This is a genomic window from Agrobacterium sp. SORGH_AS 787, from assembly GCF_030819035.1.
Classification (GTDB): Bacteria; Pseudomonadota; Alphaproteobacteria; order Rhizobiales; family Rhizobiaceae; genus Agrobacterium; species Agrobacterium larrymoorei_B.
Genome location: NZ_JAUTBG010000002.1, coordinates 253,470 through 274,521, shown reverse-complemented (window position 1 = coordinate 274,521; position 21,052 = coordinate 253,470). Strand labels below are relative to the sequence as shown.

The 21,052-nt window shown below is 59.0% G+C and carries 27 protein-coding genes; 11 read left to right on the top strand and 16 right to left on the bottom strand.

What is annotated here, in order from left to right:
* Positions 1-4 precede the first annotated feature (4 nt).
* Both QE435_RS10775 and QE435_RS10770 read left to right on the top strand, forming a co-directional pair.
* On the top strand, positions 5-406 hold the full coding sequence (locus tag QE435_RS10775) for a hypothetical protein (RefSeq protein WP_349041347.1): 402 nt from the start codon (positions 5-7) through the stop codon (positions 404-406).
* A 943-nt stretch (positions 407-1,349) separates the two neighbouring features.
* Positions 1,350-1,739 carry a PAS domain S-box protein gene (locus QE435_RS10770; RefSeq protein ID WP_306934089.1) on the top strand — a complete coding sequence of 130 codons (390 nt, stop codon included), beginning with the start codon at positions 1,350-1,352 and terminating at the stop codon, positions 1,737-1,739.
* Between the two features lie 72 nt (positions 1,740-1,811).
* Here QE435_RS10770 and QE435_RS10765 read toward each other — a convergent pair whose 3' ends face one another.
* From QE435_RS10765 to QE435_RS10730, 8 genes are all read right to left on the bottom strand, one after another.
* Positions 1,812-2,015, bottom strand: a complete 204-nt coding sequence (locus tag QE435_RS10765) for a CsbD family protein (protein ID WP_349041346.1) — start codon at positions 2,013-2,015, stop codon at positions 1,812-1,814.
* 82 nt (positions 2,016-2,097) lie between these two features.
* Positions 2,098-2,370, bottom strand: coding sequence for a hypothetical protein (locus QE435_RS10760; protein WP_349041345.1), 273 nt, complete (start codon positions 2,368-2,370; stop codon positions 2,098-2,100).
* Positions 2,371-2,680: 310 nt separating this feature from the next.
* Positions 2,681-3,190: a DNA starvation/stationary phase protection protein Dps gene (dps, locus tag QE435_RS10755; protein WP_309771629.1), complete on the bottom strand. Its 510-nt coding sequence runs from the start codon at positions 3,188-3,190 to the stop codon at positions 2,681-2,683.
* 105 nt (positions 3,191-3,295) lie between these two features.
* Positions 3,296-3,556 (bottom strand): hypothetical protein, encoded by a 261-nt coding sequence (locus QE435_RS10750; protein ID WP_309771628.1) that lies wholly within the window; start codon positions 3,554-3,556, stop codon positions 3,296-3,298.
* A gap of 229 nt (positions 3,557-3,785) precedes the next feature.
* Positions 3,786-5,303, bottom strand: a complete 1,518-nt coding sequence (locus QE435_RS10745) for a tripartite tricarboxylate transporter permease (RefSeq protein WP_349041344.1) — start codon at positions 5,301-5,303, stop codon at positions 3,786-3,788.
* A gap of 90 nt (positions 5,304-5,393) precedes the next feature.
* Complete coding sequence (locus QE435_RS10740; protein ID WP_306934078.1) at positions 5,394-5,888, bottom strand: tripartite tricarboxylate transporter TctB family protein; 495 nt, start codon at positions 5,886-5,888, stop codon at positions 5,394-5,396.
* Positions 5,885-6,829, bottom strand: a complete 945-nt coding sequence (locus tag QE435_RS10735) for a tripartite tricarboxylate transporter substrate binding protein (protein WP_306934076.1) — start codon at positions 6,827-6,829, stop codon at positions 5,885-5,887. The genes QE435_RS10740 and QE435_RS10735 overlap by 4 nt, the downstream gene beginning before the upstream one ends.
* 670 nt (positions 6,830-7,499) lie before the next feature.
* On the bottom strand, positions 7,500-8,567 hold the full coding sequence (locus tag QE435_RS10730) for an ABC transporter substrate-binding protein (protein ID WP_309771626.1): 1,068 nt from the start codon (positions 8,565-8,567) through the stop codon (positions 7,500-7,502).
* A gap of 225 nt (positions 8,568-8,792) precedes the next feature.
* Here QE435_RS10730 and QE435_RS10725 point away from each other — a divergent pair, with 225 nt between their 5' ends.
* Both QE435_RS10725 and QE435_RS10720 read left to right on the top strand, forming a co-directional pair.
* Positions 8,793-9,473 carry a response regulator transcription factor gene (locus tag QE435_RS10725; protein WP_062425152.1) on the top strand — a complete coding sequence of 227 codons (681 nt, stop codon included), beginning with the start codon at positions 8,793-8,795 and terminating at the stop codon, positions 9,471-9,473.
* Positions 9,470-10,843: a sensor histidine kinase gene (locus QE435_RS10720; protein WP_349041343.1), complete on the top strand. Its 1,374-nt coding sequence runs from the start codon at positions 9,470-9,472 to the stop codon at positions 10,841-10,843. The genes QE435_RS10725 and QE435_RS10720 overlap by 4 nt, the downstream gene beginning before the upstream one ends.
* Before the next feature lie 55 nt (positions 10,844-10,898).
* Here QE435_RS10720 and QE435_RS10715 read toward each other — a convergent pair whose 3' ends face one another.
* From QE435_RS10715 to QE435_RS10690, 6 genes are all read right to left on the bottom strand, one after another.
* Positions 10,899-11,252, bottom strand: coding sequence for a hypothetical protein (locus tag QE435_RS10715; RefSeq protein ID WP_349041342.1), 354 nt, complete (start codon positions 11,250-11,252; stop codon positions 10,899-10,901).
* A 100-nt stretch (positions 11,253-11,352) separates the two neighbouring features.
* Positions 11,353-11,658 (bottom strand): addiction module antidote protein, encoded by a 306-nt coding sequence (locus tag QE435_RS10710; RefSeq protein WP_349041341.1) that lies wholly within the window; start codon positions 11,656-11,658, stop codon positions 11,353-11,355.
* A gap of 3 nt (positions 11,659-11,661) precedes the next feature.
* A complete protein-coding gene (locus QE435_RS10705; RefSeq protein ID WP_349041340.1) occupies positions 11,662-11,958 on the bottom strand; it encodes a type II toxin-antitoxin system RelE/ParE family toxin in 297 nt (98 codons plus the stop codon).
* 54 nt (positions 11,959-12,012) lie between these two features.
* Positions 12,013-12,897 (bottom strand): formyltetrahydrofolate deformylase, encoded by an 885-nt coding sequence (gene purU, locus QE435_RS10700; RefSeq protein ID WP_112520849.1) that lies wholly within the window; start codon positions 12,895-12,897, stop codon positions 12,013-12,015.
* A gap of 219 nt (positions 12,898-13,116) precedes the next feature.
* Positions 13,117-13,647 carry a heme utilization cystosolic carrier protein HutX gene (hutX, locus tag QE435_RS10695; RefSeq protein WP_349041339.1) on the bottom strand — a complete coding sequence of 177 codons (531 nt, stop codon included), beginning with the start codon at positions 13,645-13,647 and terminating at the stop codon, positions 13,117-13,119.
* The gene (locus QE435_RS10690; RefSeq protein WP_113180716.1) at positions 13,644-13,991 is read right to left on the bottom strand and encodes an antibiotic biosynthesis monooxygenase; all 348 of its coding nucleotides are present in this window, start codon (positions 13,989-13,991) and stop codon (positions 13,644-13,646) included. Before QE435_RS10690 ends, hutX begins: the two co-directional genes overlap by 4 nt.
* Before the next feature lie 184 nt (positions 13,992-14,175).
* Here QE435_RS10690 and QE435_RS10685 point away from each other — a divergent pair, with 184 nt between their 5' ends.
* From QE435_RS10685 to QE435_RS10675, 3 genes are read left to right on the top strand one after another with little or no spacing between them, the layout of a single operon-like run.
* Positions 14,176-15,063, top strand: a complete 888-nt coding sequence (locus QE435_RS10685) for an ABC transporter substrate-binding protein (RefSeq protein ID WP_349041338.1) — start codon at positions 14,176-14,178, stop codon at positions 15,061-15,063.
* A complete protein-coding gene (locus QE435_RS10680) occupies positions 15,060-16,148 on the top strand; it encodes an iron ABC transporter permease (protein WP_349041337.1) in 1,089 nt (362 codons plus the stop codon). The genes QE435_RS10685 and QE435_RS10680 overlap by 4 nt, the downstream gene beginning before the upstream one ends.
* Positions 16,145-16,927 carry a heme ABC transporter ATP-binding protein gene (locus QE435_RS10675; protein ID WP_349041336.1) on the top strand — a complete coding sequence of 261 codons (783 nt, stop codon included), beginning with the start codon at positions 16,145-16,147 and terminating at the stop codon, positions 16,925-16,927. The genes QE435_RS10680 and QE435_RS10675 overlap by 4 nt, the downstream gene beginning before the upstream one ends.
* A gap of 9 nt (positions 16,928-16,936) precedes the next feature.
* Here QE435_RS10675 and QE435_RS10670 read toward each other — a convergent pair whose 3' ends face one another.
* Complete coding sequence (locus tag QE435_RS10670) at positions 16,937-17,302, bottom strand: YbaN family protein (RefSeq protein ID WP_349042840.1); 366 nt, start codon at positions 17,300-17,302, stop codon at positions 16,937-16,939.
* 152 nt (positions 17,303-17,454) lie between these two features.
* Here QE435_RS10670 and QE435_RS10665 point away from each other — a divergent pair, with 152 nt between their 5' ends.
* Positions 17,455-17,850: a VOC family protein gene (locus QE435_RS10665; RefSeq protein ID WP_349041335.1), complete on the top strand. Its 396-nt coding sequence runs from the start codon at positions 17,455-17,457 to the stop codon at positions 17,848-17,850.
* 24 nt (positions 17,851-17,874) lie between these two features.
* Positions 17,875-18,567, top strand: a complete 693-nt coding sequence (ung, locus tag QE435_RS10660) for a uracil-DNA glycosylase (RefSeq protein WP_309771618.1) — start codon at positions 17,875-17,877, stop codon at positions 18,565-18,567.
* Positions 18,568-18,667: 100 nt separating this feature from the next.
* Here the strand turns inward: ung and QE435_RS10655 are convergent, their stop codons facing one another.
* Positions 18,668-19,087: a hypothetical protein gene (locus QE435_RS10655; protein WP_349041334.1), complete on the bottom strand. Its 420-nt coding sequence runs from the start codon at positions 19,085-19,087 to the stop codon at positions 18,668-18,670.
* 314 nt (positions 19,088-19,401) lie between these two features.
* Here QE435_RS10655 and QE435_RS10650 point away from each other — a divergent pair, with 314 nt between their 5' ends.
* Entirely contained in the window at positions 19,402-20,346 is a 945-nt protein-coding gene (locus QE435_RS10650) for a VOC family protein (RefSeq protein WP_349041333.1), read from the top strand.
* A 60-nt stretch (positions 20,347-20,406) separates the two neighbouring features.
* A complete protein-coding gene (locus tag QE435_RS10645; RefSeq protein ID WP_349041332.1) occupies positions 20,407-21,018 on the top strand; it encodes an alpha/beta hydrolase in 612 nt (203 codons plus the stop codon).
* Positions 21,019-21,052 lie beyond the last annotated feature (34 nt).

The window sequence follows — 21,052 nt, the reverse complement described above, 5'->3', positions numbered from 1 at the left end:
GCTGATGGAGCAAATTATATCAGCGTGGAGCTTCCTGGGGGATTTGAAGCCAGCTCAAGCGACAATCGTCGGTAACGCTGTCGGTGTTTTTCTCGGCTTTTTCTCGCTGGTGGCCGGCGCATTAATAAATGCGAGCCTCAACAGAAGGCGGGATCGATACCTGCATGAGTTCGAGCAACTGAACGTGCTAAGAGCGATTGTCATTGAGCATGCGCAAATTTCCACCATTCTGCGCAAGCAAACCCAGAGGCTCCGGGATTTCAACGGGACAGACGATTTTGTGACGGTGTTGAACCCGTCGTCGTTAACGATAGTGCAACAGAACAATCTTTCAAAATTACAGAGTTTTACCGGGAACTACCATCGGGCCAATCACCACATTCTATTACGGGCTGAAAGAGCATGAACATAACGTCCAGGCTAACGACATGGAATTGGTCGCTAATGCTGACGGAACGTTCAAATCGATAAGCCTTCATCGGTCAAAAATTCCAGACATGATTAGGCTCAACGAGAAGTTAGATCGTCATCTCGGCGACGGTCTGGCTTCGTTGTATCCGGTTCTTGTGGAACTGGAGAGTCGCTTCGGTACAAAGCTCAAAAAGCCATTTCAGTTGGTAGAGTAGCGGCTAGGGAGCCGCAGAGGCCGCTTGCAGGTGCATGCGGCGGCGATCTCCCTGCTATCGTTTTGATTATTCAGTAGAAATTAAGTTTTCATTGGCACATGCAACACGCTTGCATGTTGGAATTGGTAAAATAATCATCGAGACGCCGCTCTTCTCCCCCTGCAGAGAACAACGACCATTTTCCAAATCCCTTGATTTCAAGGGTTTGAAGGGTTCTTAAACGGTAGCGGAGGGGCTTTCGAAGGGCTCTTGAGGAAACCGCGCTTTGATCGCAAAATTTGCCATCGGGCAGCTCTTCAGCGCATTGATCGTGTCAAATTCGGTTCTGGTGGCTCCCGTTTGAACAGCCGATTTTCCCTTTGTTTTCAACGGCTCTCACCAATTCCCGGCTGTTCCCACATATTCCCATAAATTCCGGTACGTGGTGTCAGCCTACATTCGGTTTGATCATACGACTTTTGGGCCGCTAGTATATTCCAAGATCAAACCAGCAGCGATACTTGCGAATGCATATAATGCGCGGAATATTTCATCTTGGCCGCCTCGTTTTGCGCACAAATTTCGTTGATAGTGTCGTTTTAATGAAATCGACACTTCACCGGTGGCAATTACAAATGTTAGTGTTCCCTTAAATTGCCCGTATAGGCATTACTGCCTAGGATATGTGCAAGCGGTCTGCGCGTCCTGGGTTCGGCGGGCTGTGATCTGGATTTGGAGTGGGAAATGGATTGCCTGTTGGGCAGGGACCCAAGTGAGGTCGGTTATCATACGTGGGACATCATCGAGAACCGGTTGTCGCTCGATCGCGTCTGCGCAGCGCTTTGCGGCGTGCCTGAGGTGGAGGCGGCGGAGGGGCTTCCGATCGAGGTCTTTCTGATGAAGATCGACCCTGTCAACCGAGAGCGTGTGGCAAAGGCGATCCATGACAGCCTTCTCTACGGCAATTTCTATCAGGAAGAATATCCCGTTGAATATGAGCCGGGCCGATTCAGGCTCATACGTGTCGGCGGACGGCTGATTTACGACCGGGACGGTGTGCCGTTCAGGGGGATCGGCTGGATGGTGGATGTCAGTCCTGAGAAGGTGCTCGGCGAGGGTGTGACCCGCCAGTAAGGCGACTTGCCCACAAATAAACGGGCCGCGCGTTGCGCAGCCCGTTGTCGACGATAATTCTATTGGGTCGGACTACCAACCCTGGCGACCGTACCAGCTGTCGACGTCACCCTTAACGCGATCCTTTTCGACGCCGTAGCGCTCCTGAATCTTGCCTTCCAGCTGGTCGCGCTTGCCTGCGATCTGGTCCAGATCATCGTCAGTGAGCTTGCCCCACTGCTCCTTGATCTTACCCTTGACCTGCTTCCAGTTACCTTCAACGCGGTTCCAGTCCATGGTGGTGTCTCCTCTATTATGTTGTGTTAATATAACGGCGGCATGACACTGTGGTTCCAATAAATGAGTGATTGATAATTCGTTAAAATCTGATTCGACATCTGATTCGATCGGGTGTAGAAATTAACTGTTCACAGAAATTAACATCGTTTGTCAGCATGTTACGGGAGGATGAGCCTTGTCCTACGCGGCATTTCAGCGAGTCGGCGGCCAGTTGTCGCCCCAGCAGGTCACAGATCTGCAGACTATCTTTGACGGTGTTTGTTTCGAATGCTTGGAGGATCGCAGCAGTCAGGTGGCGAATGAGTGCGCCGCCGTGCTGATCAGAAGCGCCCAGCGCGGCATTCTTGATCACGACATGCTTCGGGACATCGGCCGAGCAGTTTTGCGGCGGCACTAGTCAATTCAACCGATATGAGGCAGCGCCCGGTCTTGGCCGGGCGCTTTGTCGTTTTAAGGCATCGTCCGCGCAAACTTGTGCGGCGGTCTTGCGATAGGGGTACGTCGTAAAACAGACGGCTAAAGCGCAGCGATTCAATCTGAAAGATCGTATGAGGCTTTAAAAATTTGTCGCGATCTTTCAGATTCGCTCACACGCTTTAGGTCCTTGTTTTATCGCATGTCGTTATCGCAAAACTGCTGCACACTTTCGCTTGGACCGTGCTTTAGGCCTTTTCCTGCACGTGGGCTTCGAGGAACCAGAGCGACTTGTCGAGATCGCGAGATGCGGCGGTGAAGATATCCGCCGTGCTGGCATCGCCCGCCTCATCCGCCTCATCGATCGACTTGCGCACGAGATTGGCGACATCGCCATAGCGCTCGATCAGTTCTGCCAGGTGATCCTGAATCTTGTAGATATCGGTCGGATACGCCTTGAGCTTGGTGGTGGAGGAGACCGCCTGAAGGCTGCCGAGCGCGGTGCCGCCAAGCTGGACGGCGCGCTCTGCGATGATGTCGGTGTGGTTGTCGATCAGCTTGCGGAAGCTGTCGAGAAGCTCATGTACGGCGATGAATTGCGGACCCTTGAGGTTCCAGTGCGCCTGCTTGGTGAGGAGTGCCAGATCGATCATCGAAGCCAGTGCCTCGTTCAAAAGCCCGATCACCGTGGACTTGGTGTTGGAGGGCAGGTCGTTTCTGGTCTTGTGCGTCTTCATCTTCTTCTCCTGGACAGTCACGGCCGTGCGCCGCTTCTCGTGTTCAGGAGAGGAACGGGTAGCGGCCTATGATGTTCCTCCAGCTTCGGGGGGCGCTGTAAAAATTGTCCGGGGAGGTGCGGGCAGTCATTGCTCCGGGTAGTCGCTGATAATCTCCCGCCTCAGCAAGGTGAGCGAACGATCAGGCTCGATGCGGTAGGTTTCCAGTGCGAGGCGCCCGTCACCCGTACGAAAACTGTGGCTCATGGTGGAGCCGGCGGGCGCTTTGGTCAGCTTGGTGTGTGGTTGCCCACCATAGGTGATGCTGCCAGGAATAGGTTCGACGCCAGCGCTGGCCGAAGTGCAGGAGGCGAGGGCAAGGACGATAAGGAGGCTGAGTTTTCGCATGTTGGCTCCGAGGATATCACAGAAGCAATAGATGAGTGTCTAACTCAGACTTATCCTCCTCTGTTCCCCGCCAGCCATGCTGCGCTCTTTCACATCTGCGCGCAAAGCCTGATGTTCTGTTTAATATGGTTTTCGCAAACCGGTGACGACGATCGCACGTGAAGCAAAAAAGCCCCGCATCACTGATGGATGCGAGGCTTTTCGCCTTGGGAGGCATTTCTACGTCTGTTTAGTCTTCATTCGCGGCAAGCTGCGTCAGTACCTGGCCGCGGCCGCGAATGCGCATGATCAGCGGAACGATGAAGGCGGCGGCTGCCACGAGGAAGAGGCCGACGGCGATGGGCGAGGTGAAGAGAACGCTCGGATCACCCTGGCCGATGGCCAGCGCACGGCGCAGCTGCTGTTCGGCAAGTGGGCCGAGGATGAGGCCGACGACGGCCGGCGCGATCGGATAGCCGAAGATGCGCATGATATAGCCGAGGATACCGAAGGCGAGCAGCATGCCGAGTTCGAAGACCGATGGGTTTGCGCCAATCGTGCCGAGCGTCGCAAACAGCAGAATGCCGGCATAAAGCCATGGCTTCGGGATGGTCAGCAGCTTCACCCACAAGCCGATCAGCGGCAGGTTGAGAACCAGCAGCATGAGGTTGGCAATGAAGAGGCTGGCGATCAGGCCCCAGACGAGCTGCGGATTGGTGGCAAACAGCAGTGGACCGGGCTGCAGGCCATATTGCTGGAAACCGGCCAGCATGATCGCAGCGGTTGCCGTGGTGGGCAGGCCAAGCGTCAGAAGCGGAACAAGCGTACCGGCAGCCGAGGCATTGTTGGCCGCTTCCGGACCGGCAACGCCTTCGATGGCGCCTTCGCCGAACTCTTCCGGATATTTGGTCAGCTTTTTCTCCGTCGCATAGGAGAGAAATGTGCCGATCTCCGCACCACCGGCAGGCATCGCGCCGATCGGGAAGCCGATCAGCGTGCCGCGCAGCCAGGCCTTCCAGGAGCGAGCCCAGTCCTGTGCGCTCATCCAGATGGAGCCCTTGACCGCTTCGATCTTGTCCTGGCCGGTCTGGCCCTGTGCAACGATAAACAGCGTCTCGCCAATCGCGAACATGGCGACCGCTAGCGTGGTGACTTCGACGCCGTCGAGAAGGTCCGGGACGCCGAAGCTCATGCGGGTCTGGCCGGTCAGCTGATCGATGCCGATAATGGCAAGCGTGAAGCCAATGAAGAGCGAGGTGAGGCCGCGCAGCGCCGAATCGCCGAAGGCGGACGATACGGTGACGAAGGCGAGAACCATCAGCGCGAAATATTCACGCGGGCCAAAGACCAGTGCCAGCTTGACGATGTAAGGCGCAACGAAGGCAAGCGCGATCGTGGCGATCAGACCGGCAACGAAGGAGCCGATGGCGGCGGTGGCAAGTGCGGGGCCACCACGTCCCTTGCGGGCCATCTTGTTGCCTTCGAGTGCCGTGACGATCGAGGCGCTTTCGCCGGGCGTGTTCAAAAGGATCGAGGTGGTCGAGCCGCCATACATGCCGCCATAATAGATACCGGCAAACATGATGAGCGAGCCGGCAGGGTCGAGCCTGTATGTGACGGGCAGAAGCAGCGCGACCGTCAGCGCCGGGCCGATGCCGGGCAGCACGCCGACGGCCGTGCCCAGCGTCACGCCGATCAGCGCGTAGAGCAGGTTCATCGGTTGGGCTGCAACCTCAAGACCGTGCAGAAGGAATTCGAATGTGCTCATGGACAGATGTCCCCCTGTCGGGCGAGGCTGCTCCGGCTCAATGCGCCCGCGTCCTCAGACCCCAACTCATGTTGTTCTTTAAAGCCGAGATCAGATGAAAAGCTGCTCGAACGGGCCAGCCGGAAGAGAGAGCTGCAACAGCCGCGCAAAGATGAACCACACAACGAAGCTGATCGCGATACCGAGCGGGATCGAATAATGAAGCTTCTTCTTGCCGAAGGCGCGTGCGGTGAAGGCAAACAGCAGGCCGGTGGCAATGGAAAAACCCGCAACTTTCAACAACAGCATCTGTGCGGCAAGGCCCGCAACGACCCAAACGACAGGGCCGACTTCCTGATGGTCGCGTTCGGGAAAATCCCCGCGCCAGGCTTCGATGGCCGTCCAGATTGCCAGACCGATAAGACAGAAGCCGATGGCGTAAGGCACGGTTGCCGGGCCGACCGGCGAATAGCCGGTGACGCTGGCCAGACGACCGGAATCCCAGAAGATGACGGCGGCGATGGCGACCAGCGCCACTGCGATGAGGAGCGCCGCCCAATCAGGGCGGCGTTTTGGTGTTTGTGAGGGGGTGATACCCTGGCTCATTTTACAAGTCCGATGTCTTTGAGAATGGTTTCGGTGGACGCCGTGTCCTTGTCGAGCTGCGCCTTGAACGCATCACCGGCGAGATAGGTATCCATCCAGCCCTTGGTCTTCAGCGTTTCCTGCCACTTGGCGGATTTCACCAGCTTCTCGATATCGGCATTGACGGCCTTTTCCTGCTCCGGCGTCAGGCCGGGAGGGGCGGCAACCATGCGCCAGTTCTGCACGACCACGTCGAGGCCGCTTTCCTTCAGCGTCGGTGCGTCGACGCCTTCCAGCTTCTGTTCGCTGGAGACGGCGAGAAGACGAAGCGTTCCAGCCTTCACCTGGCTTTCGAATTCGCCATAGCTGGAAATGCCGGCGGTCACCTGCGCGCCGAGGATGGAGGCAAGCGCTTCGCCGCCGCCGGAATAGGCGATATAGTTGATCTTGGTCGGGTCGATGCCCGCTGCCTTGGCAATCAGGCCAGCCGTGATGTGGTCGGTGCCGCCAGCCGAACCGCCGCCCCAGGAAACGCTGCCCGGATCCTTTTTCAGCTGCGCGATCAGATCATTGATGTTCTGGATCGGCGAAGAGGCGGGAACCACGACAGCTTCATATTCGCCGGTCAGGCGGGCAATCGGGGTGACCTCCTTGAGCGTAACGGGCGCCTTGTTGGTGAGGATGGCACCCACCATGACGTAACCGCCGACGATCAGCGCATTGGGGTTGCCCTTCTGCTGGCTTGCGAACTGCGCGAGACCGATCGTGCCGCCAGCGCCTGGAACGTTTTGAACCTGCACGCTCTTGGAAATGCCTTCTTCCTGCAGAACCGTCTGCAGCGAGCGGGCCGTCTGGTCCCAGCCGCCGCCCGGATTGGCAGGCGCGATGATGGTATAATCAGCGGCTGCTGCAGGAAGAGCGATGGCGCCAGCCAGAAGCGAGGCGAGGAAAAAATGCTTCAACGTAAGTCCTCCTTGAATGCCATTCGGCATTGTTGCGATATGACAACGGAAGGAGCACGCAAAGCGACCGACATGGCGCGAAGACGCTGCCAGTTGAACGGTATGATGCGATGAGACTTTCCTCCCGCTTCTCCGGCCGCCTCCACGGCATGAAGAAGAATTGCAGAGCACCACACAAAGCTGTCATCTAACTGACGCGGTGTGAGGGTTGCGGCGTTTATCGGCTGTTAATTTTTACGAGAGGGTGTTTTGCCAGTGCCTGCAGTCCCTTCGGCTGCTCACATTCGGTATTGCACTGCCTCACGACATAGAAGTTCTTTGGTGCACTGTGTAAAACCTATCTAAATTTCCAGCGTTGTGGCGTCGATGAACGTCAGCAACATCGGTTGGGACAGTCCTATGATCGAGGGCGAAAACCTATCGTTCGTCATCCTCGCCCTTGAGGCGAGGATCCATAAGGCTTTGACGCTAGTGGAAAACGTGGATCCTCGGCTCAAGGCCGAGGATGACGGGGAGGAGGGGTCCCTCATCATCGCGAGGTCGTGTGCGAGGGAACCCCCAAACTCACATGAGAGAGTACACGGCCGAGGAATCATTTGAGCCATGTCCTGCCCTGTGATGATCCCAGGCCAGGTCCGCGGACGAGATTGATGGCGGCGATAGTGGTTGGTTACTGAGACCGCAACGCCTCGTTCCAGCGCTCTATAATCCGGGCGCGCTTGACCTGATCGAGATAGACCATCAGGCCGGGGCTGACGGGGACGGGGCGCAATTGGGCGCCGTGGATGGCCTGCATGGTGTTGGCGGTGTTTTCGCCGGCCACTTCCGGGCTGACGGCGGGGATTTGCAGTTGGCGCGCCATGATCGTCTGGCCTTCCTTCGACATGAAGAACTGCAGATAGCGGCGGCCAAGCTCGGGGTTGGCGGCGGCCTGCGGCACGAGGCCGATGCGCGACATGACGACGGTATAGTCGCTTGGCAGCATGATGCCGACATCCGGGTGGCGGGCGGCCCAATCTGCGGCGTAGGAACCAAGGATGTTATACCCCAAGACGAAGCGGCCATCGGAGATGCGCTCCAGAATCGCGGAGCTGGTGGAATAGACTTTTACGCCCGCAGCACCCATGGCCTTGATGACATTCCAGATGTCGCCGAACTGCTCCTGATCGCGCGACATGAAGAGAAAGCCGACGCCCGAGCGCTCTATGTCATAGGTGGCGATGCGGCCGTGTACGTCCTTGGCGTGGCGCTCGAGATAGTCGACGAACTCGGCGCGGCTTGCCGGTGGCTTCTCGTTGACGAAGCTCGGCTTGTGATAGACGAAAACGGCGGGCTCGAAGGTCAGCGCGTAGGCGGTATTGCGCCAGTTGGCCCATGCGGGCCAGAGCGCGCTGCCGGGCAGGTCGGAGCGTTGGGCATAGCCGTCATTGCTCAGCTTCACCTGCAAATCCATGGCGGAGGAGAAGGCGAAATCGGCGGTCTTCCTGCCACTATCGGTCTCCTCCACGATGCGGTCGTAGATCTCGCCGGTCAGCATATCCTCATAGGAAACGGCGACATCCGGGTTGGCGCGCTGGAAACCCTCGATCATCGGGGTGGCGAGCGGTTCATCGAGCGAGGAATAGACCACCAGCGTCTGAGCATCCTTCTTGCCAGAAAGTGCGGGAAAGAGCATCGGCTGCGCGTGCGAGACGGCGCTGCCGAGAAGGACAAGACAAAGAGCTAGGGTGATACGCATGGGCGTGATCATGCAGCAGGCCGTTGTCCTTCACAAGCGGGCTTCATAAGCGATCCTTTGAGAACGGCATTCACAAGTGCGAACGACTTCGCTAGAGCGCCGTGCGTCCTATTGGACGCACAAAGGACGCTCTATCTTCTTTGATCTACGCATCGTGCTTTCCGAAAATCGATTCCGATTTTCGGGCCGATGCTGTAACGTCCTGACGCGAGGGGGATTTCACGTTTGCGCATTCTGCTGGTGGAGGACAATCAGGTTCTGTCGGAAGGACTGTCGGCGCTATTGCGCGGCAGTGGCTATGCCGTGGATGTGGTGTCGGATGGCAATTCCGCGGATGCCGCGATTGCGGCGGAGAATTTCGACCTCGTCATCCTCGATCTGAACCTGCCGGAAAAGGATGGCATCGACGTGCTGCGTTCGATGCGCGCGCGCCAGGACAAGGCCGCCGTGCTGATCCTCACCGCCCGCGGCACGCCGGAGGAAAAGGTGAGGGGGCTCGACCTCGGCGCTGACGATTACATGATCAAGCCCTTCGATATTGCCGAGTTCGAGGCGCGGGTGCGCGTGCTTTTGCGCCGCAATGCGGGCCTACGCTCCTCTCTCGTCAGTTTCGGCAATGTCTCCTTCGATCTCACATCGCGCACTTTTTCCGCAGGCGGTCATCCGCTCGATCTGCCGGCGCGCGAAGTGGCGCTGCTGGAGGTTCTGTTCATGCGGGCGGGCAAGGTGGTGGCGAAGGAAGCCATCGTCCAGTCGCTGACGGGCTTTGACGACGAGCTTTCCGGCAATGCCATCGAGCAATATGTCAGCCGTCTGCGCAAGCGGCTTGCGCCCCACGGGCTGACGGTGAAGACCGCGCGCGGCATCGGCTACTATCTCGAAAGGCTGGCCGAGGCTGCCGAATGAGGAAGGTCGCCTATTCGCTTCGGCGCAGGCTTCTCGGCTGGCTGCTGGTCTCGACCGCGATCATCGGCTGCGTGGCGTTGGCGGATACCTATCGCGAGGCGATCAACACCGCCAACATCGTCTCCGACCGGGTGCTCTCCGGCTCGGCGCTGGCGATCGCTGAACGCGTGGTGGTGGCGGAAGACGGCACGCTGGAAGTCGATATTCCCTATGTCGCGCTGGAAATGCTGACCTCTGCTGCGCAGGATCGCGTTTTCTACCGGGTCGATGGGCCGAACGGGCAATTCTTGACCGGCTATCAGAACCTTCCCACGGTGAGCGGTCTGCAAGGCGACAGCCCGCGTTTTCAGGACGCGGTGTTTCGTGGAGAGCCGATCCGCGTTGCGGCCCTGCGCCGCTTTGCCTCCACCGGCATCAATTCCGTGCCCTTTACTGTCACAGTGGCGGAAACCACCATCGCCCGCAGCCGGCTTGCCCGCGCCATCATCCTGCGCTCGGCACTGCGCCTGCTGCTGATGATCCTGGGTGCCGCGGCGATCGTCTGGGTGGCGGTGACCCTGTCGCTGCGCCCGCTCTACCGCTTGAGCGAGGCGATTGGCGAGCGAAGCCCCGACGATCTGCATCCGATCCGGCAATCCGTGCCGGTCGAGGTCGAGAACCTCGTCGAAACCGTGAACTCTTTCATGGTGCGGCTGCAATCGGCGCTCGACGCGCTGCGGCATTTCACCGGCAATGCCAGCCACCAGTTGCGCACGCCGCTTGCCATCATTCGCACGCAGCTGGCGCTTGCTGCCCGCGCCCAGACGCTGGAAGAGGCCAAGGCGGCAGCAAAGAAGGGCGACGCCTCCGTTGCCCATGCCGAGCATATTCTGGCGCAGCTTCTGCGCATGGCCAATATCGATGCCGCAGGGTCCGGCGAAAAGCAGAGCCTCGTTGCCGTCGATCTCGTCTCGCTCGCCCAATCGGTGACGGCGGATTTCGTGCCGAGCGCGGCAGAAGCCGATATCGATCTCGGTTTCGAGGAGGTGGACGCGGCGACCGTCCAGGCTGAACCGCTGCTGCTTCGAGAACTTCTCGGCAACCTCATCAGCAATGCGATTGCCTATGCCGGACGCGGCTCGGAAATTACCGTGCGGGTGCTTAAGGTCGACGGCAGGGCTTGTCTTGAGGTTGAGGATAATGGCATCGGCATCCCAGCGGAAAAGCGCGCCATCGTGCGCCAGCGCTTTGCGCGTGGTGAGGGGAATGTGGCGCCGGGGGCTGGGCTGGGGCTAGCGATCGTCGAGGAAATCGCAACGCTTTTCAAGGCGGCGCTTGTTCTCGAAGATGGTGCGGGTGGACGCGGGCTGAAGGCGTCGATCCGGTTCTGATCGATCAAAACGAAAGGGCAGGGCAGCGCATCGCCACCCTGCCACATCCAAAGGCTTAATCGTTCATCTTGTCGATGAGCTGCATCATGATGTCGGCGCAAGCCTTCATCGGCTCATCATCGGCGCATTTGACGTCGATCTTGGTCTCACCGCTCTCGATGCGGAAATGCGCACCCTTGGAGGGCGGCGGCGGGGGAGGCATGTGGCCACGTGGGCCGTCCGGGCCTGGACCGTCTGGACCGGGGCCGCGCTCCATAGGACCACGAGGGCCTGGCGGCGGCGGCGGAGCGTCGGGCTTTGCCATTCCATCGGCCGGCGGTGCCGGTGGAGGCGGCGGTGGTGGCTGCTGGGCGAAAGCGGTTCCGGCCGCGATGAACACTGCGGCGCCGGCGATAATCAGCTTTTTCATGAGGAAGCCTCTTGGTTGGACTGCGCAACAGAAACGGCGCGGAGCGTCGTCAGTTGCTTATGATCCAAAATTAATTTTGGCTTCCCCGGGATGTCGCTGCCTAAGCCGCGGCATCGGTCTGCGTTTTAGCGACCAAAGAGAGCCTGTAGCCCAAAGCATCGGCCACCTTGCTAATGGTGCCGAGTTCTGGATTCCCTTCTCCGCTCAACGCCTTGTAGAGTGTCTGCCGGGACAGGCCGGTCTGCTTGGACAGATCGGTCATGCCCTTGGCGCGGGCGACGACGCCCAAGGCATAAGCAATCTCTGCCGCGTCGCCGCTCTCGGTGGCGTCAGCGAGATAAGCGGCAATTGCCTCTTCGCTATCGAGATAACGTGCTGCGTCGAACTCACGAGTTTCCACAGCCATGGCCTACTCCTTCAACGCCTTGGCAAGTGCCTTGGCTTGTGAAATGTCCCGGCTCTGCGAGCTCTTATCTCCACCGCAGAGCAACACGATAATGAGCTTACCCTCCTGAATGAAATAGACCCGGTAGCCGGGACCGTAATCGATCCTCAGCTCACTGACGCCCTCGCCAACCGGCTTGACATCTCCGGGATTGCCCCGCTGGAGCCTATCGACCCGCCGGACAATTCGCGCTCGCGCCTGAACGTCTTTAAGCTTGGTCAGCCAGTTCGAGAACTCCATTGTTTCGCGAACGGTAAACATCTGAAGTGTAAACTATGGTTGTCTATTTGTCAAAGATTGATGGTGGGCGGAACGTTATCCCATCCGCTCGGACGCATAGGAGCCTGGGCTTGGCGGGAAGACGACGGTGCGGTTGCCGTTGATGAAGGTGCGGTGGTGGATGTGGGCGTGGATGGCACGCGCCAGAACCTGGCTTTCCACATCGCGGCCGAGCGAGACGTAATCGTCTGCCGATTGGGCGTGGGTGATGCGCACGGTGTCCTGCTCGATGATCGGACCTTCGTCGAGATCGGCGGTGACGTAATGGGCGGTGGCGCCAATCAGCTTCACGCCGCGCTCATAGGCCTGCTTGTAGGGGTTGGCGCCCTTGAAGCTTGGCAGGAAGGAGTGGTGAATGTTGATGATCTTGCCGGACATCTTGCGGCACATGTCGTCGGAGAGAACCTGCATATAGCGCGCCAGAACCACGAGTTCGGTGCCGGTGCTTTCGATCAGGTCGTTCAGCTGCGCTTCCGCCTTCGGTTTATTTTCCTTCGTCACCTTGATGTGGTGGAAGGGAATGTCGTGGTTGACGACAACCTTCTGGTAATCGAAGTGGTTGGAGACGACGCCGACGATATCGATCGGCAGCGCGCCGATCTTCCAGCGATAGAGCAGATCGTTGAGACAATGACCGAAACGCGACACCATCAGCAGCGTCTTGGTGCGCTCGCCATCACTGAAGATTTCAGCCTCCATCTTGAAGCGCTCGGCAACCGGCTTGAAGCCTTCCTTGATGTCTGAAAGCGACACGCCTTCTTCCGAGATGAAGGAGACGCGCATGAAGAACTTGCCGGTTTCGAGGTCGTCGAATTGCGAAGAGTCGACGATGTTGCAACCCTTGTCCGCGAGATAACCCGAGATGGCGGCGACGATGCCGCGTGTGGATTTGCAAGCTACGGTCAATACATAGGTCGTCATCTGGTCTTACCCCTCGCGATCTTCTTGGTGCCTAATAGCGCAAACGTGCCTGGGCGCAAGTCCTCCACCGCACTGCTTCTGCGCTTCAGATCAATGTGTTGAATTCATACGGCAGAGGAAGGGCGGGGAACATGCCGGGAGCGACATCGGATGTTCAAAGCAGGAGTGCGGATAGGGCTGCCGCGATGCTATCATTCGGCAGCCCGGGCTTCATCACCGTCAGGCGCGAAAGCTGTCGCGCAATGCCTCGAAGCGGGCGACCTGAGGGGCGAGCAGCTCCTTCTGCGCGTCGCGGCGCACGAAGATCTTGAACATGGCGCTGCCGCCCGCATTCATGAACCAGACCGAGAGCGAACGGCGTCCGTGGAATGTGCGATCGACAAAGGCAATGGAGACGCAAGCCTCCTTCTTGATATGCCCGCCAATGGGGCTATCGCCGTGGATGTTGAACCAGCCATGACCCTCGCTGCCTTCCGGCAGGGTGCCTGCCACTTCGAAGACGATATCCGGCGTCTGGACGATCATCAGGATTTCGCCCCAGCTGCGAAGCTCGTCCCAGATGGCGTTGAAGCTTTCGGCGGGCGCCGGGATGGCGGCACCGGGCGGCAGGATCGCCAGAATTTCGGCAGGGGTCACCTCAGCCTTGCCGGCAATGGCTTCCACGACACCGTCGGGTTTTTCGGCCAGCGCCGCTTCCGCGCGTCTGCGTCGCTCACTGGCCTCGTCTGTCATAACAGCGTTCATCGTCATGCAGCGACCGAGCGGGTCTCGCCGTTCTTGTCTTCATGGATGATCACGTCGAAGCCTTCGAAATGCGGGCCGGAGAGATATTCGACCTTGCCGCGATTGTTGCCGGCATTGGCATGGGCCGCGCGGAACTGTTCGGAGCGCGTCCAGGCGGTGAAATCGTCCTTCGTCGCCCAGACGGTATGCGAGGCGTAGAGCGTGTGATCCTCAGCGCTCGGGCCTTTCAGCATGTGAAATTCAAGGTAGCCCGGCATCTCGCTCAGATGGCGCTTGCGCTCGCGCCAGATGGTCTCAAAGGCCTCTTCATAGCCCGGGACAACGCGGAAGCGGTTCATAGCGATAAACATTTGGGTCTCCATTAAGTGGTATGTGCTGCTCAGGATATTGAGCGAGTGCAAAAATGAAAAGGGCAAAATCAAAAAGATAACGCCGATACTCCACTTTATCGGATTGTGCGTATTTTAAAGATGTGTAAATAACTCAACTTATGTGCGGCAGTCCTGCCGCGCCGTTCGATAGCAGGGTTATCACATGCCGGTTTCAATCCGTTACGCTCTCCTTGGTCTTGTTTTACCAGCGCTTGTCGCCCTTACGCCGCTTCAAGCGACGGCTTCGGACAAGGGCAATCCGGAGGCCAAACGGATTGTGGCCGTGGGTGGCACGATTACGGAAATTCTCTATGCGCTGGGTGCGGGTGACCGCGTGATTGCCCGCGATTCCACCAGCACCTATCCCATCGAGGCGACCTCCAAGCCGGATGTCGGCTATATGCGGGCGCTGTCTTCCGAGGGCGTTCTGGCACAGAAGCCGGATTTGATCCTTTCCGAAGACGGTGCCGGACCGCCGGATGTCATCGGCATCTTGAAAGCCAGCGAAGTGCCGATGGTGACGGTGGATACGCCACCCGACGCCAGGGCCATCGCAAAGAAGATCGAAGACGTTGGGGCGGCGGTCGGTCTGGAAGACAAGGCGAAGGTGCTGGCCGACAAGGTCGATGCCGATCTTGCTGCCCTTTCCAAGGATGTTGCCGCCGTCGGAGACAAGAAGAAGCGGGTGCTTTTCGTGCTGTCCATGGCGGGCGGGCGCATCATGGCGGCGGGCAAGGAGACCGAAGCGGCGGCGATCATCGAGCTTGCAGGCGGTGTCAATGCAGCACCCGAGATCACCGGCTACAAGCCGCTGACAGATGAGGCGGTGATTGCCGCAGCACCCGATGTCATTCTCACCATGCAGCGCGGCAACCATGCGGCAAAGCCAGAGGACGTCTTTGCGCTGCCCGCCTTCCAGTCCACACCTGCCGCTGCGGCGAAGGCCCTGATCAGCATGGACGGGCTTTATCTGATCGGCTTTGGCCCGCGCACGCCAGACGCCGGTCGTGAACTGGCATCGAAGCTTTATCCGGAGATCGTCAAGCCGTGAGCGCCGTGGCGATGAATGCAGCCGCGGGGCGGGTGCCGGGCGATCGATCCCGCAAGGGTCTGCTCACACTCGTCGCGCTTTGCATCATTCTGTTTCTCGCCTGTCTCGTATCGCTTTCAAGCGGCCCAACCGGGGTCGGGCTTCATGAGCTTTGGCTCTACTTCACCGGCGGTGCAGCCACGATGGAGGCGCGCGATCGCGTCATTTTGGAGGCCGTGCGCCTGCCGCGGACGGGGCTCGGTTTGATGATCGGCGCGGCACTTGCCGTCTCCGGCGCCATGATGCAGGGGCTGTTTCGCAATCCGCTGGCCGATCCCGGCCTTGTCGGCGTTACCTCGGGTGCCGCGCTTTTCGCTGTTGCCGCACTGGCGCTGGGTGGCGGGCTTCTTGCGCCGCTTTCGGTTTTTCTCGGCGTGCACTTCCTGCCGGTCATGGCTTTTGCCGGAGGGCTGATCAACACTTTCCTGCTTTACCTCATCGCCACACGAAACGGGGCGACCTCGACGACGGTGTTAATCTTGGCCGGTATCGCGGTGGCTGCCTTGAGCGGTGCGCTGACCGGCCTGATGATCTTCCTGGCGGATGACCGGGCGTTGCGTGACATCACCTTCTGGAGCCTTGGCTCGCTCGGCGGAGCCACCTCCACCAAGGTGCTGGCGACGCTGCCTTTCGTGCTGGCGATCCTTGCCAGCATTCCCTTCGTCTCCAAGGGGCTGGATGCGCTGATCCTTGGCGATGCTGCCGCCTTTCACATGGGCATTCCCGTGCAAAGGCTGAAGCGCATCGTTATCGTCGTGGTGGCGGCCGCCTGCGGCGCGAGTGTCGCCGCGGCTGGCTCTATCGGCTTTGTCGGCATCGTTGTGCCGCATCTGCTGCGCCTCGTCATCGGCTCGTCGCATCGCTTCCTGTTGCCGTCCTCGGCGATTGGCGGGGCGGCACTTCTGCTGCTCGCGGACAGTTTTGCCCGCACGGTTGCCGCACCCGCTGAACTGCCGATCGGGGTGGTGATGGCGCTGATCGGGGCGCCGGTCTTCCTCTTTCTGCTGCTTGGCAGGAACGGTCTTGGGCTGAGGAGCGCGACATGATCTCGGCACGCAATATCACCGTTACGCGCGGCGAGCGGCATCTGATCCATGACGTGTCGATCAGCCTTGCGCCCGGTACCTTCAGTGTCATCATCGGCCCCAATGGTGCGGGCAAATCGACGCTGATGAAAGTGGTGTGCGGCGAGCTGAAGCCGGACCGGGGCAGCGTGGCCTATGGCACTATCGACCTCTCGGTCTTTTCGCCCGTGCAGCTCGCCCGCCTTCGCGCCGTCCTGCCGCAAAGCACGGTGCTGGCCTTTCCCTTCACCGCGCTTGAAATCGTGCGGATGGGCGCCGTCGCACAAGGCTCGCGCGCGCCTGATGAACAGGCACGCCGTGCACTTGCCAAAGTGGGCTTGAGCGGCTTCGAGGGGCGGGCTTACAACATGCTGTCCGGCGGAGAACAGCAGCGGGTGCAGTTTGCCCGCGCGCTTGCGCAGGTTCCTTATCCGGTGGAGAACGGCGAAAGCCGCGTGCTGCTTCTGGACGAGCCGACCTCCAGCCTCGACCTCGGTCACCAGATTTCCGTCTTGGAAACGGCCAGAGACTTTGTTGCGGCTGGCGGTACGGTGCTGGCTATCCTCCACGATCTCAATCTCGCGGCAGAGTTCGCCGATCAACTTATCGTCATGCACCGAGGGGCTGTGACCGCTTGCGGATCGGCGCTCGAGACCATCAATGACGAGACGATTGCACGCGTCTATGGCGTGGGGGGCGCGGTGGGGCGTCTGCCGGCCGATCATATCGCCTATGTGCTGCCGCAGGCGCGGCATCGCTAGGCCGCGGCTTCACTCCTGGGGCGGCGATGGACGCGTGACGACGAAGGTCCCGGCGCCAATCATCACGAGTGCGACGATCAGCATCTGAAGAGCGGGCGGTGCCAAGATGACGATGTAAATCAGGTAACTCATTGTCATCAAAGAGACTGCGGCGATCTTGGCGCGCCGCGGAATGGCGCCGTGTTCGCGCCAGTTGCGCAGGGATTTGCCGAAGCGTGGGTGGTTCAGCAGCCAGGCTTCCAGCCGGGGTGATGATTTGGAAAAGCACCAGAGCGCCACCAGCAGAAACGGCGTCGTCGGCAAGATGGGCAGAAACGCGCCGACCACGCCGGTGGCGACCATCAGACAGCCGAGACAGAGATAAAAAATGCGCATATCTGCGGGTAACACGGGCGTGCCACCCTGACAAAGGAAAAGCGTGCCTGAGCCGCGTTCTGCGCCAAGGGGTTGAAATATCGGTGTTACCGCTTTATCTGGCTGCCGAAATGCCGGGGTACAACCGGCACAACAGGATGAAGGAAAATACGATGGCGAAGTTGATCCACTCGATGGTCCGTGTGCTGGACGAAAAACGTTCGGTGGATTTTTACAAACAGGCTTTTGATCTCAACGTTGCGGAGCGCTTCGAGTTCGAGACCTTTACGCTGATCTACCTCAGCAATCCCGAAGGCGATTTCGAGCTGGAATTGACGGTCAACAAGGGCCGCGAAGTGCCTTACGCGCTGGGAGATGGCTATGGCCATATTGCCGTCAGCGTCGAAGATGTGGATTCCGAGCATGCGCGCCTGACCGAACTCGGCCTTTCGGTTGGCAAGATCATCGAGGCGGATTACAAAGGCATGCCATTCGCCAAGTACTTCTTCATCTGTGATCCGGATGGCTACAAGATTGAAGTGCTGCAGCGGGGCAACCGCTTCAAGTAAGCAACTTACAGAGGACGGCTCACCATGGCAGAGGCTGGCGTAAAACTCGAAGAGAGCTGGAAACAGGCGCTTTCGGGTGAATTCGACAGCCAATATATGCAGAAGCTCAAAGGCTTCCTGCTGGCCGAAAAGGAAGCCGGCAAACAGATCTTTCCCAAGGGGCCGGAGTATTTCCGCGCGCTCGATCTGACCCCGCTCAACGAGGTCAAGGTCGTCATCCTGGGGCAGGACCCGTATCATGGTCCGGGCCAGGCGCATGGTCTCTGCTTTTCCGTGCGCCCCGGCGTGCGCATCCCGCCCTCGCTCGTCAATATCTACAAGGAACTGCAAAGCGATCTCGGCGTCCATCCAGTCAAGCATGGCTTTCTGGAAAGCTGGGCGAAGCAGGGCGTTCTGCTTCTCAACAGCGTCCTGACGGTGGAGCAGGCGCGTGCCGCCTCGCATCAGGGGCAGGGTTGGGAGACGTTCACCGATGCCGTCATTCGCGCCGTCAACGAGCAATGCGACCATGTCGTCTTTCTGCTCTGGGGCTCCTACGCGCAGAAGAAGGCGTCCTTCGTTGACCAGCGCAAACATCTGGTGCTGAAATCGGCCCACCCATCGCCGCTCTCCGCCCATAATGGCTTCTTCGGCAACCACCATTTCTCAAAGGCCAACGCCTTCCTCGTCTCGCATGGACGAGACCCGATCGACTGGCAGTTGCCGGAGGAGGTGTAAGCGCTGTGCTCATCAAGGGTCATGAAGAAACCCGCAGCGCTGAATAAGCACCTGCGGGTTCCGACGCGACCGTCCGATCGGTCTCAGCCTTTAACGTCAATCACCTGACGACATTGATCTCGGCGACACCATCTACCACCACGCCGTCCTTGTATGAGTTGCGGACTATAACCTTGTCACTGCCGATAAAACCCTTTTTCGAGGTGTAGTAAGCGGAGGTCCCTTGCACGTCTTTTCCGGTGCATTTTGCATAGGTCCCATGGAATCTCCCGTCTATCTTCTCGTGGACGATGTCGACGGTGCCGTGTTGAGGCGCCTGAAGAATGCGCAGTTCCGGAATGACGCGAGCGCTGCAATCTCCCTTCACGGCCACTGCCCAATCGATTTTGGTGCGCTCTCCGCTAAGGGCGTTCTTCTTATAAGTGACTTGCTTGATGCCTTCGGCATTCGTCGTCACACAGCTCGATACTGCAGTGGTAATAAGTATTGCGGCAGAAATTTTGACAAGGATTTTGTTCATGGTGGTTGTCCAACCGAGGAATTTACACGCGAAATCTAGAATTGCCGGTAGTACAGTCAAATTAAATTTCGTTTAGAATTGCGCATGTATTTCAGTTACTTGAGATGTAACGAGAATAGGCTTGCATCGAGCCATTTGAGTGATTCAGTCAAGCTATTGACAACAGGCAGGCAGTCCAAAACTGTTCGCAGAAAAAGCACGATCCGTTCTGATTGTTCACTCTATGCGCCAAGGCCAATCTGCACCATCTTCAGCCCATCACACACGGGATGCGCTTCTGAGATGAAGCCCCGTTGAACCACAAGGGGTTTATCATGTTGAACCAGATCAAGGGCCTGCACCACGTCACCTCCATGGCTGCGAGTGCTTCCGGTAACAACCGTTTCTTCACCGATACGCTGGGCCTGCGCCGCGTGAAGCAGACCGTCAACTTCGATGCGCCGGATGTCTATCACCTCTATTATGGCGATGAGGTCGGTTCGCCGGGCTCGGTCATGACCTATTTCCCCTTTCCGCATATCGCCCGCGGCCGGCCGGGGACCGGGGAAGTCGGCACCACGCTGTTTTCCGTGCCGGAAGGCTCACTCGGCTACTGGCAGGATCGTCTTTCCAAAGCGAATGTCGAAGGACTGAAGGCGGATGAAGCCTTCGGCAACAAGCGCCTGCATTTTGCCGGTCCGGATGGGGATGGCTTTGCACTGGTTGAAGTCAAGGATGACAGCCGTGTGCAGTTTACCGGCAATGGTGTGGGTCAGGATCAGGCGATCCATGGTTTCCAGGGCGCCTCGCTACGGTTGCGTGACGAAGGTGCGACGGCAGAGCTTTTGAAGTTCATGGGCTATCAGGAGATTGACCGGCAGGATGGCGTTACTCGTCTCGGCATTCCCGGCGGCAATGGTGCGGATGTCATCGATATCGAGACCATGCCGAATATTTCCGGTGCCCGTCTTGGCGCCGGCTCCGTCCACCACATCGCCTTTGCCGTCGAAAACCGCGCCAAGCAGTTGGAAGTCCGCAAAGCGCTGATGGACACGGGCTATCAGGTGACACCGGTTATCGACCGTGATTACTTCTGGGCGATCTATTTCCGTACGCCGGGTGGTGTGCTGTTTGAGATTGCCACCAACGAACCCGGCTTCGACCGTGACGAAGACACCGCGCATCTGGGTGAGACGCTGCAACTGCCGGAGCAGCACAAGCATTTGCGGCCGTTCCTTGAGCAGCATCTTGAGCCGCTCGATGGTTCGGTAAAGGCTTGAACGTCAGGCGAGCGAGGCTGGCTCCAACGCCGGCCTCGTAGAGGATTTCAGGAGTACGAGATGAGCACCGACAGTTACATTCATAAGCTGCGCGCCGGCACGCCCGGCCAGACGGCATTCTTTGTCTTCCATGGCACCGGCGGCGACGAGAACCAGTTCTTCGATTTCGCCTCACGGCTTTTGCCGAATGCGAGCGTGATTTCGCCGCGCGGCGATGTTTCGGAACATGGTGCCGCGCGCTTCTTCCGCCGCAAGGCCGAAGGCGTCTACGATCTCGACGATCTCGACCGGGCGACCCGCCGGATGGCCGACTTTGTCGTGGCACACCGTGATGCGCATCAGGCGGGGAAGGTGATCGGGCTCGGCTTTTCCAACGGCGCGAATATTCTCGCCAATGTCCTAATCGAGTTTCCTGACCTCTTCGATGCGGCGGCCCTCATGCACCCGCTCATTCCCTTCCCACCGAAAGCTGCACCTGCGCCGCCATCGCGTCGGGTTCTGGTCACTGCCGGAGAGCGCGACCCGATTTGCCCGGTGCCGATGACCAAGGCTTTCGCCGATTATCTCAAAGCACAAGGCGGTGAGGTTACGGGAGAGTGGCACCCTGGCGGGCATGAGATTCGGTCAAATGAAATCGACGCGGTGCGGACGTTTTTGACGCCCTATATGTGAGGAATAGAGTGCGCGGCGGCCGAGCGCATTTCGG

Bases quoted from the DNA above. Each gene is read 5' to 3' on its own strand.
- QE435_RS10775 (WP_349041347.1), top strand. From the start codon at position 5: ATGGAGCAAATTATATCAGCGTGGAGCTTCCTGGGGGATTTGAAGCCA.
- QE435_RS10770 (WP_306934089.1), top strand. From the start codon at position 1,350: ATGGATTGCCTGTTGGGCAGGGACCCAAGTGAGGTCGGTTATCATACG.
- QE435_RS10765 (WP_349041346.1), bottom strand. From the start codon at position 2,015: ATGGACTGGAACCGCGTTGAAGGTAACTGGAAGCAGGTCAAGGGTAAG.
- QE435_RS10750 (WP_309771628.1), bottom strand. From the start codon at position 3,556: ATGCGAAAACTCAGCCTCCTTATCGTCCTTGCCCTCGCCTCCTGCACT.
- QE435_RS10745 (WP_349041344.1), bottom strand. From the start codon at position 5,303: ATGAGCACATTCGAATTCCTTCTGCACGGTCTTGAGGTTGCAGCCCAA.
- QE435_RS10740 (WP_306934078.1), bottom strand. From the start codon at position 5,888: ATGAGCCAGGGTATCACCCCCTCACAAACACCAAAACGCCGCCCTGAT.
- QE435_RS10730 (WP_309771626.1), bottom strand. From the start codon at position 8,567: ATGCGTATCACCCTAGCTCTTTGTCTTGTCCTTCTCGGCAGCGCCGTC.
- QE435_RS10720 (WP_349041343.1), top strand. From the start codon at position 9,470: ATGAGGAAGGTCGCCTATTCGCTTCGGCGCAGGCTTCTCGGCTGGCTG.
- QE435_RS10715 (WP_349041342.1), bottom strand. From the start codon at position 11,252: ATGAAAAAGCTGATTATCGCCGGCGCCGCAGTGTTCATCGCGGCCGGA.
- QE435_RS10710 (WP_349041341.1), bottom strand. From the start codon at position 11,658: ATGGCTGTGGAAACTCGTGAGTTCGACGCAGCACGTTATCTCGATAGC.
- QE435_RS10705 (WP_349041340.1), bottom strand. From the start codon at position 11,958: ATGTTTACCGTTCGCGAAACAATGGAGTTCTCGAACTGGCTGACCAAG.
- purU (WP_112520849.1), bottom strand. From the start codon at position 12,897: ATGACGACCTATGTATTGACCGTAGCTTGCAAATCCACACGCGGCATC.
- hutX (WP_349041339.1), bottom strand. From the start codon at position 13,647: ATGACGATGAACGCTGTTATGACAGACGAGGCCAGTGAGCGACGCAGA.
- QE435_RS10690 (WP_113180716.1), bottom strand. From the start codon at position 13,991: ATGTTTATCGCTATGAACCGCTTCCGCGTTGTCCCGGGCTATGAAGAG.
- QE435_RS10685 (WP_349041338.1), top strand. From the start codon at position 14,176: ATGCCGGTTTCAATCCGTTACGCTCTCCTTGGTCTTGTTTTACCAGCG.
- QE435_RS10675 (WP_349041336.1), top strand. From the start codon at position 16,145: ATGATCTCGGCACGCAATATCACCGTTACGCGCGGCGAGCGGCATCTG.
- QE435_RS10670 (WP_349042840.1), bottom strand. From the start codon at position 17,302: ATGCGCATTTTTTATCTCTGTCTCGGCTGTCTGATGGTCGCCACCGGC.
- QE435_RS10665 (WP_349041335.1), top strand. From the start codon at position 17,455: ATGGCGAAGTTGATCCACTCGATGGTCCGTGTGCTGGACGAAAAACGT.
- ung (WP_309771618.1), top strand. From the start codon at position 17,875: ATGGCAGAGGCTGGCGTAAAACTCGAAGAGAGCTGGAAACAGGCGCTT.
- QE435_RS10655 (WP_349041334.1), bottom strand. From the start codon at position 19,087: ATGAACAAAATCCTTGTCAAAATTTCTGCCGCAATACTTATTACCACT.
- QE435_RS10650 (WP_349041333.1), top strand. From the start codon at position 19,402: ATGTTGAACCAGATCAAGGGCCTGCACCACGTCACCTCCATGGCTGCG.
- QE435_RS10645 (WP_349041332.1), top strand. From the start codon at position 20,407: ATGAGCACCGACAGTTACATTCATAAGCTGCGCGCCGGCACGCCCGGC.